General features: G+C 71.4%; 11 protein-coding genes. 5 read left to right on the top strand and 6 right to left on the bottom strand.

Annotated features, from left to right (window positions below):
- Nucleotide 1: 1 nt before the first annotated feature.
- Both AB0B85_RS01445 and AB0B85_RS01440 read left to right on the top strand, forming a co-directional pair.
- A complete protein-coding gene (locus AB0B85_RS01445) occupies nucleotides 2–751 on the top strand; it encodes an ABC transporter permease (protein ID WP_357402303.1) in 750 nt (249 codons plus the stop codon).
- A gap of 73 nt (nucleotides 752–824) precedes the next feature.
- Nucleotides 825–2174 (top strand): APC family permease, encoded by a 1350-nt coding sequence (locus tag AB0B85_RS01440; RefSeq protein ID WP_357402301.1) that lies wholly within the window; start codon nucleotides 825–827, stop codon nucleotides 2172–2174.
- Here the strand turns inward: AB0B85_RS01440 and AB0B85_RS01435 are convergent.
- On the bottom strand, nucleotides 2110–2448 hold the full coding sequence (locus AB0B85_RS01435; protein WP_357402299.1) for a hypothetical protein: 339 nt from the start codon (nucleotides 2446–2448) through the stop codon (nucleotides 2110–2112). The genes AB0B85_RS01440 and AB0B85_RS01435 overlap by 65 nt on opposite strands.
- A 47-nt stretch (nucleotides 2449–2495) precedes the next feature.
- Here AB0B85_RS01435 and AB0B85_RS01430 point away from each other — a divergent pair, with 47 nt between their 5' ends.
- Nucleotides 2496–3791 (top strand): cytochrome P450, encoded by a 1296-nt coding sequence (locus AB0B85_RS01430; RefSeq protein ID WP_357402297.1) that lies wholly within the window; start codon nucleotides 2496–2498, stop codon nucleotides 3789–3791.
- Here the strand turns inward: AB0B85_RS01430 and AB0B85_RS01425 are convergent.
- Nucleotides 3779–4999 (bottom strand): beta-ketoacyl-[acyl-carrier-protein] synthase family protein, encoded by a 1221-nt coding sequence (locus AB0B85_RS01425; RefSeq protein ID WP_357402295.1) that lies wholly within the window; start codon nucleotides 4997–4999, stop codon nucleotides 3779–3781. The genes AB0B85_RS01430 and AB0B85_RS01425 overlap by 13 nt on opposite strands.
- Complete coding sequence (gene selB, locus AB0B85_RS01420) at nucleotides 4996–6771, bottom strand: selenocysteine-specific translation elongation factor (RefSeq protein ID WP_357402413.1); 1776 nt, start codon at nucleotides 6769–6771, stop codon at nucleotides 4996–4998. The genes AB0B85_RS01425 and selB overlap by 4 nt, the downstream gene beginning before the upstream one ends.
- A gap of 269 nt (nucleotides 6772–7040) precedes the next feature.
- On the opposite strand from selB, the gene selA reads away from it, so the two are divergent.
- The gene (gene selA, locus AB0B85_RS01415; RefSeq protein WP_357402293.1) at nucleotides 7041–8336 is read left to right on the top strand and encodes an L-seryl-tRNA(Sec) selenium transferase; all 1296 of its coding nucleotides are present in this window, start codon (nucleotides 7041–7043) and stop codon (nucleotides 8334–8336) included.
- Between the two features lie 34 nt (nucleotides 8337–8370).
- On the top strand, nucleotides 8371–8847 hold the full coding sequence (locus tag AB0B85_RS01410; RefSeq protein WP_357402291.1) for an NUDIX domain-containing protein: 477 nt from the start codon (nucleotides 8371–8373) through the stop codon (nucleotides 8845–8847).
- A gap of 185 nt (nucleotides 8848–9032) precedes the next feature.
- On the opposite strand, the gene AB0B85_RS01405 is transcribed toward AB0B85_RS01410, so the two are convergent.
- The 3 genes from AB0B85_RS01405 to AB0B85_RS01395 are packed head-to-tail and all read right to left on the bottom strand — an operon-like array spanning nucleotide 9033 to nucleotide 11885.
- Complete coding sequence (locus tag AB0B85_RS01405) at nucleotides 9033–10286, bottom strand: iron-containing alcohol dehydrogenase (RefSeq protein ID WP_357402289.1); 1254 nt, start codon at nucleotides 10284–10286, stop codon at nucleotides 9033–9035.
- Nucleotide 10287: 1 nt separating this feature from the next.
- The gene (locus tag AB0B85_RS01400; RefSeq protein ID WP_357402287.1) at nucleotides 10288–10428 is read right to left on the bottom strand and encodes a hypothetical protein; all 141 of its coding nucleotides are present in this window, start codon (nucleotides 10426–10428) and stop codon (nucleotides 10288–10290) included.
- Entirely contained in the window at nucleotides 10425–11885 is a 1461-nt protein-coding gene (locus tag AB0B85_RS01395) for an NAD-dependent succinate-semialdehyde dehydrogenase (RefSeq protein ID WP_357402285.1), read from the bottom strand. Before AB0B85_RS01395 ends, AB0B85_RS01400 begins: the two co-directional genes overlap by 4 nt.
- Nucleotides 11886–12141 lie beyond the last annotated feature (256 nt).

The raw sequence follows: 12141 nt of genomic DNA, 5'->3' as shown, positions 1-12141 counted from the left end.
CATGTCGGTGCTCGCCCTCACCCGCCGCGGCATGGCGGACCTGCGTACCTCGCCGGCCGGCGTCATTCCCGACCTGATCGCGCCGACCTTCCTGTTCCTGGCCGCGCTCGGCATCTTCGGCCGGCTCGCCGATCTCAACAACTTCAGCACCAACGACTTCACCTCGTTCGTCGTGCCGTTCGGCATGGTGCAGGCGGCCGGGTTGGTCGGCTCCGGTGCCGGAGTGAACTTCGGCCAGGACATCCGCACCGGGCTGTTCGACAGGTTGCTGCTCATGCCGGTACGCCGCGCGGCCCTGCTGATCTCGGCCGGCATCGCCGCCACTGTGCGCGCGGCCATCGCTGTGGTGTTCCTGCTGCTGCTCGGCCTCGCGCTCGGCGCCCGGCCGACCGGCCCGGGCAACCTGCTGCTGTCGGTCGGGCTGGCTGTCGCGTTCGGCGCGGTGGCCGCCGGGTGGGGCCTCTTCGTGGCGTTGCGGACCGGGACGTCCGCGGCGGCTCCCATCATGCAGGCGCCGATCATCCTCCTGCTGGTGCTGGGGCCGGCGTACGCGCCGCGCGAGCTTCTGGCTGGCTGGTTGCAGCCGATCGCGGCGGTCAACCCGGTCAGCCGCCTGTTGGAGGCGGCACGCGCGCCGTTCCTGCACGGCGCCACCTGGTCGAGCACCTGGCCCGGGCTGGTGTCGGTGGCCGCCATGTTGCTCGTCCTGTACGCGGCGGCGGCGTGGCTGTTGAGCCGTCACAACCGATGAAACGGGGGATTCGGTGTCCGCTCTTCTCGACAGCACCCGAACGGAGGAAAGCGGCGCAGGACTGAGGCGGACGGTGACGTGGCGGTCGGCGGCCCTGCTCGCGGTCGGCACCGCACTGCTGGTCACCGTCTCGCTCGGCCCGATGGCCGTGCAACTGGGAAACATGTCGGTGCTGGTCTGGGCCGGTACAGCGGTCATCGGCGCACTCCAGTGCGTGCTGATCACCAGGCTGGCGCACTGCTACCACGACCGGGCGGGCGGCACCGCGACGTACGCACACCTGGCGCTGGGCCGCGTCTCGCCGCTGCTGGGCGGGCTGTCCAGTTGGGCGTACTGGTTCGCCTGGACGCCGGGGATCGCTGTCAACCTGGTGCTGGCGGCCGGTTATCTGGGCGACGCCTTCCAGCTGGAAAGGTTCGAGGTGCCCCTGGCGTTCGGCTTCATCGCGGCGATCTACGTGGCCAACTACTTCTCGCTGTCGGTCACCACCCGGGTGTACGCGGTCGTCGGCGTGGTGGCCACGCTGCCGCTACTGGTGATCGTGGTGGGCGCGCTGCTGCAGCCCGAACTGCTCAGCGCCGACGGCCTGGTGCCGCTCTCGGTGCCCGGCGGCGAGGCGTTCTCCGGCGCCACGCTGTTGCTGATCGTGAAGTGGGCGTTCGTCGCGGCGTGGTCGTCCTACGGCGCGGAGATCGCCTCGACCATCGTGGCCGAGATGCGCGACGCCGCCTCGCGTACCGGCCGGGCGATGGCAACCGCCGCGATCACCGGCGTTGTCGCGTTCACCGGTGTGCCGATTCTGCTGTTGGCGCTGGGTGGCACGGAAAGCCTGACCGCGGACCCGGCGGTGGTCCTGCTGCAACCCGCCCGCAGCCTCTTCGGCGAGCCCGGCGCCCGGGTGGTGGCGGTGATGCTGGTGGCCGCGCTGCTGCTGGGCGCGCAGGCGTTCGTCGTCGGCTCGTCGCGGACCATCTACCAGATGTCCCGGGACGGCTATCTGCCGCCGGTGTTCGGCAAGGTCAACCGGTATGGCGTCCCGATCGGCTCGATGACCTGGGATTTCTTGGTGATCAGTGGGTTGCTGCTGGTCTTCCGGGGTGACGTGGTCGACGTCGTGGCCTCGGCGAACGTCGGCTACGTGCTGGTGTTCGTGCTGCTGCCGGTCTCGTTTCTGATCCTGAGCCGCCGCGACCGCCGGTTGCTGCGCGGGTCCAGATCCGCCTGGCCGATGACGGCGTTGGCCGGCGGCCTGACCGTGGTGAACGTGATCCTGCTCCTGCTGGGCGCGCCGCAGTGGGGTTTCCGCGTGATCGCGACCGCGGTGGTGGCACTGGCCCTGATCGTGCCGCTGATCTATTTCACCCGATGGCGGGATCGGCGTCCCACAGGAAGCGGAAGAACTCGTCAGCTTCTGGACCGGTGATGAGCAGCGTTGCCCGGTCGGCGTCGGCGGTGATGGCGAACGTGGCGAACGAGCAGCACCGGCGCTCACCCTCGATCAGTTCACGGAACTGTTCGAGACGCGTGCCACCGATCGCGTACGTCAATTCCAGTCGACCCGGTCCCGTTTCGTGGGAGACGAGATCACCGGCGAATGACCGCAACATTCGGAACCGTTCCGCTTTGCCCTCGGCCTCGAGCGAGCACGACGCGCCGCTGCTGGTGATGGGGACGAAGTGGAGGTTTTCGGCTGCCATGCGACGAACGGTACCACGATTGAAATCGACGAACAGAGGACGTTGACATGGTGATGCCGCCCGGCCCCCGTATTCCCGCGATGGTGCAGACGCTGCGTATGCAGTCGGATCCCCTGGGCTTTCTCGGTAGTGCGATGAAGCAATTCGGTGAGATTTTCTCGATAAAGGTGATGGCCGTCGGCGACGTCGTGGTGATCACCACGCCGGAGATGATGGAACAGGTTTTCACCGGTCCGGAGGATGTCGTTCAGGGCGGTGCCGGCCAGGAGATGATCGAACCGGCCGTCGGCCCACACTCGATCTTCCTGTCCGACGAGGAGGAGCACACCCGCAAGCGGCGGATCATGCTGCCGCCGTTCCACCGCCAGGCCGTGCGGCGGTACGCGCAGGAGATCGACCGGGTCGCCGAGCGGCACATCGCGAGCTGGCCGAAGAACGAGCCGCTCGACATGCGCTCGCGCGCCCAGGACATCGCCATGGAAGTGATCATTCGGATCATCTTCGGGATCAGGGACGACGTGCGTGTCGCCGCCATCCGCGACCGGCTCGTCGCGCTCCGCAAGCCCATGCACGCGGTGATCATGATGCCGGCGCTGCGGCGCGAGCTCGGCCCACTCAGCCCGTGGTCGGTCTACCGGCGTCGACGCGCCGCGGTCGACGAGATCATCTACTCCGAGATCGCGGCCTTCCGCGCGGAGCCCGACCCCGAGCGCGACGACTTCCTGGCCACCATGGTGCGGGCCCGGCACTCCGACGGTGCGGCGCTCACCGACGACGAGATCCGCGACCAGTTGATGAGCATGCTGTTCGCCGGGCAGGAGACCACCGCGCTGGGCATGGCCTGGGCGATCGACCTGATGGCCCACCACCCCGACGCCATGGCCAGGGCACGCGACGATCGCGACTACCTGTCCGCGGTGATCGACGAGACGCTGCGCCTGCGGCCGCCGCTGTTCCACGTGGCCCGGCGGATCAGCCGCCCGATGACAGTCGGCGGATACGAACTGAGCGCAGGCACCACAGTCATGGTGGCCATCCTGCTGGTGCACCGCCAGCCGGGCCTCTACCCGGCACCCGACGAGTTCCGGCCGGAGCGATTCCTCGGCGAGCGTCCGCCGCGCTTCGGGTACGTTCCGTTCGCCGCGGGCGCGCGTCGTTGCCTCGGGATGCACCTGGCGACGATGGAGCTGACCATCGTCCTGGAACGGCTGCTGCGCACCATGGAGGTCACCGCGGTGCGCGCGAAGCCCGACGACCCGCGGCTGTTCCACATCACCCTCGTGCCGCGTCACGGTGCCCAGGTACGCGTACGCCCCCGCATGCCGGCCGATCAGACCGTCTGAAAGACCAGGCTCACGTTGTGCCCGCCGTAGCCGAAGGCGTTCGACATGGCCGACGCCGACGCCGGCAACTCGCGCGCCGCACCGCGTACCAGGTCGAGGTCGACCGCCTCGTCCGGATGTGCGAGGTTGACGATCGGCGGGGCGCTGCGCTGCCGCAGGGCGAGCACCGTGAAGACGGCCTCGACGGCTCCGGCCGCCCCGAGCAGGTGACCGGTCTGGCTCTTGGTGGCCGAGACCGCCACCCGGTCGGCGCCCGGGCCGAGGGCCGCCCGGACCGCCCGTGCCTCGGCGAGGTCACCGCCGGACGTGCCGGTGGCGTGCGCGTTCAGGTGAGCCAGGTCGGCCGGGCCCAGACCGGCGTCGCGCAACGCCGCCAGCATCGCGCGGGCGGCACCCCTACCGACCGGGTCGCCCTCGGTGATGTCGTACCCGTCGGAGGTGGTCGCCGCACCCGCCAGGACGGCGAGCGGCGTCGTCGCGTCCGCGGCGCGCTGCAACACGAGCATTCCGGCGCCCTCGGCCAGGACGAAACCGTCCCGGTCGGTGTCGTACGGTCGGCAGGCGCGCCGCGGTTCGTCGTTGCGCAGTGACAGCACGCCCAGCTGGGCGAACCCGGCCAACATGACCGGGTGGACGGCGGCCTCGGTGCCGCCGCAGATCACCACGTCGGCGCGCCCGGCCCGGAGCAGGTCACGTCCGAGCGCCAGCGCCTCGGCGCCGGAGGCCCCGGCGCTCATCGGTGCCATGGCGCCACCGCTCGCCCCCAACTCCAGGGACACCCGGGCGGCGGCGCTGTTCGGCATGAGCATCGGGATGGTGTGCGGCGACACCCGCCGGGCACCCCGCTCCTTCTGCACGTGGTGCTGCTCGACGGTGGCCCGCAGCCCGCCCATCCCGGTGCCGATGACCACGACCAGCCGTTCCGGGTCGACGTCGGGCGACCCGGCCGACCGCCAGGCCTCGCGGGCGGCCACCACAGCAAGCTCGACGACCCGGCTCAGCCGGCGCCGGGCCACCGGATCGAAATGCTCCGCCAGGTCCACGTCGGCCGGTGCGGCGAGCCGGCTGGGCAGCTCCCGGGCCCAGTCGTCCGCAAGCGCCACGACACCTGAGTGCCCGGCGCCGAGTCGCTGCCAGCAGGTGGCGGCGTCGGGGCCGAGCGGGGTGACCGCGCCCACGCCGGTCACCACGACTGTCGGGTCGGTCATGTGCTCTCCCTGCCCGGGCGGACCCGATGTTCGGTGGCGGTGACGCGCTCGGTCAAGCCGCGGTGTTCCAGCAACTCCAGCAGCGGCACGAGGACCCGGCGAGTGGTGCCGAGGGCGACGCGGGCGGCGCTTGCGGTGAACGGCTGCGGCAGACTCGCCAGGCGGCGTACGGCCTCCCGGTCGGCCCCGGGCAGCAGGAAGATCCCCTCACAGACGCGCAGTAGTTGCCCCGCGCCGGCCGCCACGTCGAGCTGCCCCCTGTCGACGCCGAGCGCACTGATCCGGTCGGCGTCCGGTGCGTGGAACGGATCCCGGCCGAGGTCCTCGTGAATGTGCCGAACCGCGTCGCGCAACGGTTCCGGCAGGGTGGGCGCCACCCGGCTGCCGTACAGCTTGCCGGCGTGCTGCCGGAGCGGCGGCGCGACCAGCGCCCGTACCAGCTCGCGGGCGGGCAGGCCGATCGCCTGGCGGGCCGTCTCCAGCGGCATCCCGGGGTCGGCCGGATGCTCGTCGGCGTGGCGTTCCACGGCGGCCCGCAGCCGCTGCCCCGCCTGCGCCCACCACTGCGGGTCGGCCACCCAGTCGGCCACTGTGGGCTCCGGCAGCGCGGTGACCCCCATGGCGCGAAGCGTGGTACGGCGCACCAGGTGCCGGCGCCCCACCTCCTCGGCCGCGTCCGGCACACCACGGTAGTGGACCAGTTCGGCGGCTCGGTCCGCAGCGCCCCGCCGTCGCCCGAGCTGCGGCGGGAGCACGTCCAGCACGAGGAACCGGGCCACCAGCAGCTTCTGGCCGGGGTCGCGTAGCAGCGCGACGTCGCCGATCCGCAGCGGCAGTGGAAGGGCCAGTTGCAGGCGTACGTGGTCGTCGTCGAACGGGCGGACCCGCACCGGCACGGCCGCCGTGCCGACGTGCAGGATCAGTTCCCGTGGAAACTCGTTGGCGGCGAACCCGCCGCTGACCCGGCCGTCGATCACCCGGGCCGCCGGCCACCGGTCCGGGGTGACCAGGGCGTGACCGCGACGGACGGCGTCCCGGCCGATCCGCCGCAGATTCACCGCGACGCGGGCCACCCCGCCGATCTCGTCGCACCCCCGCTTCATCACCTCGATCCCACGGATCTGCACCCGGCCACCGGTCGGCACGAGCCGCATGTCGTCGCCGACGCGCAGCGTGCCGGCGGGCAGTGTCCCGGTCACCACGGTGCCGGCCCCGGCGATCGTGAACACCCTGTCGATCCAGAGCCGTACGTCGGCGGCCCGGTCCGGCGCCGGTAGCCGCGCGGTGAGCCGGTCCAGCGCGGCGCGCAGTTCGGGCAGGCCGGTGCCGTGGACGCTGTCCACGGCAACCGCCTCGACCTCCCCGACGCGGGAAGCGGCCAGGCGTTCCCGGGCCTGTGCCATCGCCGGGCCGGGGTCGGCCAGATCGGCCCGGGTCACCGCGAGCACCCCGTGCCGGACGCCGAGCAGGTCGAGCGCGGCCAGGTGCTCACTGGACTGGGTGCGCCAGCCTTCGTCGGCGGCGACCACGAACAGGACGGCGGGGACCGGACCGACGCCGGCGAGCATGTTGGTGGCGAACCGCTCGTGCCCCGGTACGTCGACGAACGCCAGGTGCGCGCCGGACGGCAGGGTGGTCCACGCGTACCCGAGGTCGATTGTCATGCCGCGCCGACGTTCCTCGGCCAGGCGGTCGGGCTCGGTGCCGGTCAGCGCGCGAACGAGCGTCGACTTGCCGTGGTCGACGTGCCCTGCCGTGGCAACCACGAACATCACTGCCGGCCTCCCTGCGGGCACGTCCGTCGATCTGACGGTAAGCCTGTAGGTCGGTACCGAATGCAAGGGTGATCCGCGATTTGCGCGAACGTCTCGATGTCCGCCGCGAGCGGTTCCCCGCCGGCCGGCCACCGAACTAGGCTTCATCGATTCCTGTCCACCTGTGCAGAGATCAACGGGGGATCGTCGATGGACCTGATCATTGAATCGATACGGCTGACCGGCGAGCCGGTTCGAGTCGACGGCGAGCACACAGTGGGGGTCAGGTGACCGGCGACCCGCGCCGGCGTATCCCTCGTACCGACACTCTGCTCGCCGACTCCCGGTTGTCCGAGGCGTCCCGGTTGTTCGGCGCCGACATGGTGAAGCGGGCGGTTCGGGACGCGCAGCAGCTGGCCAGGGCCGGCCGGATCGAACCGGCCGACGTCCTGCCGGCGGCGCTCGCCGCGCTGCCGCAGGCGCCCACCCGGCTGCGCCGGGTGATCAACGCGACAGGCGTGGTGCTGCATACCAACCTCGGCCGAGCGCCGCTGTCCGAGGCGGCCGTCGAGGCGATCACCGAGGCCGCCGGATACGTCGACATCGAGTACGACGTGACCACAGGCGCCCGGGCCCGCCGTGGCCGCAGCACCATGGAGGCCCTGCGGGCGGCCGTCCCCGGGGCTGGCGACGTGCACGTCGTCAACAACGGCGCGGCCGCCCTCGTGCTGGTCGCCACGGCGCTCGCGGCCGGCCGGGAGATCATCGTGGCTCGGTCGGAGATGGTGGAGATCGGCGACGGCTTCCGGCTGCACGAGCTGCTGGCCGCCACCGGTGCGGTGGTGCGCGAAGTCGGCGCCACCAACCGCGTGCACCTGCGCGACTACGCCGATGCGGTCACGCCGGACACCGGGTTCATCCTCAAGGTCCACCCGTCAAACTTCCGGATCGAGGGCTTCACCTCAAGCGTGGGCGTCGCCGCCCTGGCCGGCCTGCCCACCCCGGTGGTCGCCGACATCGGGTCCGGGCTGCTGCGTCCGGAACCCCTGATCCCCGGCGAGCCGGACGCTGCCACCTGGCTGCGCGAGGGTGCCACTGTCGTCACCGCCAGCGGTGACAAGCTGCTCGGCGGGCCGCAGGCCGGGCTTCTGCTCGGCGCCCATGACGTGATCGAGCGGCTGCGCCACCACCCGATCGCGCGGGCCCTGCGGGTCGACAAGCTGACGCTTGCCGCGTTGGAGGCCACTCTGCGCCGGCCGACCAACCCCACCGTCGCCGCGCTGCACGCCGACGGGTGGGAACTGCGCGAACGCGCCACCAAGCTGGCCGCCCGGCTCGCTCGACAGGGCATCGCCGCGACCGTCGTCCCCAGCGACGGAGTCGTCGGCGGTGGATCGGCGCCGGGTCTGCGACTGCCGGGCTGGGCCGTCCGGCTGCCGGCGGGGCTCGCCGGGGTACTGCGCCAGTCACACCCCTGCGTGGTGGGCCGCGTCCGCGACGGATACCTCCTGCTCGACCTGCGCTGCGTCGGATCCGCCGACGACGAGGCCCTCGCCGACGCGGTGGAGCGCGCATGTTCCTGACCCCGTGCGACCGAGTGACCCCCAGAGCCTCCCGATGAGGATCTCGCCGCTTGCGTTCAGACTGCTCTACCGCATCCGTAAGGCGTACTGGCGGATCGCGAAGCCGACCACCCACGGCGTGAAAGCGCTGATCATTCACCCGGCCGACTCCGACCGAGTGCTCCTCGTCCGGCACAGCTACGGCGACCGGTCCCTGTGGAGCCTGCCTGGAGGCGGATACCAGCCAACCCGGGAGACCCCGGAGCAAGCGGCTCGGCGTGAGTGCATCGAGGAACTGGGCCTTGAGGTGGAACCGGTCGCGCTCGTCCTGGAGGAGCACCTGACCACCAGCGGGGGCAAACAGGGCCACCTGAAGATCGTCCGCCTACACGCGATCTCGGGCGAGGTCTCTCCGAATGGGGAGATCGCCGAGGCCCGGTGGGCAGCCGTCGACCTCAGGGACCTACCTGGTGACCCGCCGATCTCCACGTGGGTGCACTCGGCCCTGAAAGCGCACGCGCGGGCCCGGTAGCGCGGCGGGCGTGCAGCGGCTCGTCCGCCGGCTCCCCACCAGCGGTAAACGTGGTGGCGATGATCGCCATCGCCACCGGGTTCACCGTTTGTCGCGCCGACGCCCCGCGCGGCAACGGGCCGTGCTCGGCAAGCCGATGGTCGGTGCCCGGCCGCACGGGTGCGATGGCCCCGGGTGTCTCGTCGTCAGCCGGTGGGCCGGTCACCATCTCTGCTCGGTGTCAGGACGTGTCGGGCCCGGTCCCCGGTCCAGGCCGCTTCGAGGATCGCGGTCAGGCTCGCGGTGTCGGTCGGCCCTGGATGGTTCTGGATCAAGCGGGTGACGCCACTTGCCATCTCCGCGAAGCGCGGGAGGTCGGCGCGTGCCACGCCGATGTCCGCCAGGGTGGAAGGGATGCCGATGTCGGCAAGGAGTTCGTCGAGCCAGCTGAGGAACGTATCAGCGGCCTCGGTCTCCGAGGCGTCTGTCACGTCGAGCCCGCACACCCCGGCGAGGATGGCCAACCGGTCACCGATGGCATCCCTTGCCGCGTCCAGCGCGTAGGGCAGGAGCAGCCCGACGCCCAGGCCGTGCGGCGTGTGCGTGGCCGCGCCGATGGGGTACTGGAGAGCGTGCGGGGCGGCGTTGCCCGCGTGGGAGAACGCGAGCCCGGCAAGCATGGACCCGTAGGACATGTCCGCGCGCGCTTCCGTGTCGCCGCCGTCCCGGACCGCACGACGCAGGCTGCGGGCGATCCGCTCCGCGGCCAGCAGCGCGTAGTGGTCGGTGACCGGGTTGCGGCCGAGGAAGACCTGCTCCACCGGGTCGCGCGGTCCGTGGGCCCGGGGTCGTGCGGTGTAGCTCTCCACCGCGTGGCAGAACGCGTCGATGCCGGAGTGGGCGGTGACTGTCGCCGGGCAGGTGTAGGTGAGTTCGGGGTCGACGATGGCGAAGTCGGGCACGATGTGGACGCTGGAGACCCCCACCTTCAGTGCCCGGTCCGGGTCGGTCAACACCGAGACGGGGGTCAGTTCGGAGCCGGTGCCTGACGTCGTCGGGACCGCGACGAGCGGAATCGTCGGCCCCGGCACCTTCGACTCGCCGTAGAAGTCGTGCGGCGTCCCACCGTGGCGCCGGATGACGCCGACGATTTTGGCGAGGTCGATCACCGTGCCACCGCCGATGGCGAGGATCACGTCGGCGTCCACCTTGGCGGCGACCGCGACGGCCAGGGCGACATCGGTCAGTGGCACGTCGGGAGTCGCGTCGGCGAACACCTCGACGGCCGCGACCTTCTCCCGCACGGCGGCCACGATCTCGGCCACGCCCGGCTGCCCCAGAAGCACCCGGTCGGTCACGATGAGCACTCGCGAGCCACTTTCGGCCACCACTCGTGGGATGTTCTGCGCGACCCCTTCACCCACTATCAGCTGGCGTGGTCCACGGACGGTCTCAAGCATGTCAGTGCCTCTCCGGAAGGTCGGCGGCGATGTGCTGGGCGGGCGTCCAGGTCACCTGCGCGACCGGGGCGCCGTCGGCAGGGTTGGCCGCCCGGGTGGCGCGGGCGGGCTGCGCCGGCGCCCGGCGCAGCCGGTCGGTCACGGCAGGTCGATCGCCGCGTAGGTGAGGTCGAGGTACTCGAGGATGCCCTCGTGCGACCCCTCCTTGCCGATCCCGGACTGCTTCACGCCACCGAACGGCGCTGACGGGTCCGATATCAGGCCACGGTTGATGCCGAGCATTCCCGTGTCCAACCCTTCGGCGAACCGCAGCGCCCGCTGGAGGTCACTGGTGAAGACGTATGCGACCAGGCCGTACTCGGTGTCGTTCGCCTTCGTCAGCACCTCGTCGTCGGAGGTGAACGAGATGATCGGCGCCACCGGGCCGAAGATCTCCGTCGCCAGCATCCGCGCATCGTCGGGCACGTCGACGAGGACCGTGGGCGGGTAGAAGTGGCCGGGCCCATCCGGACGTTCACCGCCCACCAGGACCCGGGCGCCGCGTTCGACCGCGTCGGCGACGAGCTCGTCGATCTTGGTGACCGAGGGCTCGTCGATCAACGCCCCGACGTCCACCCCGTCGTCGAGACCATGGCCCACCGACAGCGCGCCCATCCGTTCGGCGAAGCGGGCGGTGAACTCCTCGCGCACCGACTCCTCGACGTAGATCCGGTTGGCCGCGATGCAGGATTCCCCGATGTTGCGCATCTTGGCCACCATGGCACCGTCGATCGCGACGTCCAGGTCAGCGTCGGCACACACGATCAAGGCGGCGTTGCCACCCAGCTCCATGGAGGTGCGCAGCACGTTGTCCGCAGCCTGCCGGAGCAGCACGCGCCCGACCTCGGTCGAGCCGGTGAACGAGAGCTTGCGGGTCCGACCGTCGGCCAGCAGCGCGGAGACCACGTCGCCGGAACGCTTGGTGGTCACCACGTTGACGACGCCCGGCGGAACGCCGACCTGCTCCATGATGCGGGCCAGGAACAGCATGGTGAGTGGCGTCTGACCGGCCGGCTTGGTGATCGTTGTGCAGCCCGCAGCCAGCGCGGGAGCTATCTTGCGGGCCCCCATGGCCAACGGGAAGTTCCAGGGCGTCACGAAGACGCATGGTCCGACCGGCTTCGGCACGGTGAGGATGCGATAGCCACCTAGCGGAGCGGTGCTGTAGCGGCCCTCGACGCGCACCGCCTCCTCGGCGAACCAGCGGAAGAACTCGGCGCCGTAGGCCACCTCGGCCCGAGCCTCGGCGAGCGGCTTGCCCATCTCGAGCGTTATCAGCCGGGCGACCTCCTCGGATCGCTCGGTCAGTGCCCGGTACGTCGCGGTCAACAACTCCGACCGCTTCCGCGGCGGGGTCGCCGCCCACCCCGCCATCGCCTTGCTCGCCGCGTCCAGAGCGGCGAGCCCGTCGACGACGTCGGCGTCCGCCACCTCGGCGATGGTCTTGCCGGTGGCCGGGTCCTCGACGGCAAAGGTGGCTCCGCTCGCGGCGTCGCGCCAGGCGTCGCCGATCCGGAGCCGCCGGTGCTCGGGGGCCAGGACGTCCGTCGGGTCACTCATAGCGTCACCTCCTGTGATCTTGTTGGTGCTGTCCGGCGTGCCGCGGCGATCGCGCGGTGGGCGTAGCCGGACGGGTCACCCGCCCTCTTCGGGTCGAGGTTGCCGAGCGGGTCGAAGGTGGCTCCGGCCCGATCCGCGGGGCGGCGCCGCCACCGGTCACCCTCGCGGGCCACGGCCCTCGGCAGGCCGTGCTGACCGGTGACGGTCCGCCGAGGCTCGGTTGCCACCCGCCGGCGCATGGTGTCGTCGCCGCCCG

Source organism: Micromonospora sp. NPDC049044, assembly GCF_040649215.1.
Lineage (GTDB): Bacteria > Actinomycetota > Actinomycetes > Mycobacteriales > Micromonosporaceae > Micromonospora.
The sequence above is the reverse complement of the archived record's forward strand: the minus strand, read 5'-3'. Positions and strand labels throughout refer to the sequence as shown.

Bases quoted from the DNA above. Each gene is read 5' to 3' on its own strand.
- AB0B85_RS01445 (WP_357402303.1), top strand. From the start codon at position 2: ATGTCGGTGCTCGCCCTCACCCGCCGCGGCATGGCGGACCTGCGTACC.
- AB0B85_RS01435 (WP_357402299.1), bottom strand. From the start codon at position 2,448: ATGGCAGCCGAAAACCTCCACTTCGTCCCCATCACCAGCAGCGGCGCG.
- AB0B85_RS01430 (WP_357402297.1), top strand. From the start codon at position 2,496: ATGGTGATGCCGCCCGGCCCCCGTATTCCCGCGATGGTGCAGACGCTG.
- AB0B85_RS01425 (WP_357402295.1), bottom strand. From the start codon at position 4,999: ATGACCGACCCGACAGTCGTGGTGACCGGCGTGGGCGCGGTCACCCCG.
- selB (WP_357402413.1), bottom strand. From the start codon at position 6,771: ATGTTCGTGGTTGCCACGGCAGGGCACGTCGACCACGGCAAGTCGACG.
- AB0B85_RS01410 (WP_357402291.1), top strand. From the start codon at position 8,371: ATGAGGATCTCGCCGCTTGCGTTCAGACTGCTCTACCGCATCCGTAAG.
- AB0B85_RS01405 (WP_357402289.1), bottom strand. From the start codon at position 10,286: ATGCTTGAGACCGTCCGTGGACCACGCCAGCTGATAGTGGGTGAAGGG.
- AB0B85_RS01395 (WP_357402285.1), bottom strand. From the start codon at position 11,885: ATGAGTGACCCGACGGACGTCCTGGCCCCCGAGCACCGGCGGCTCCGG.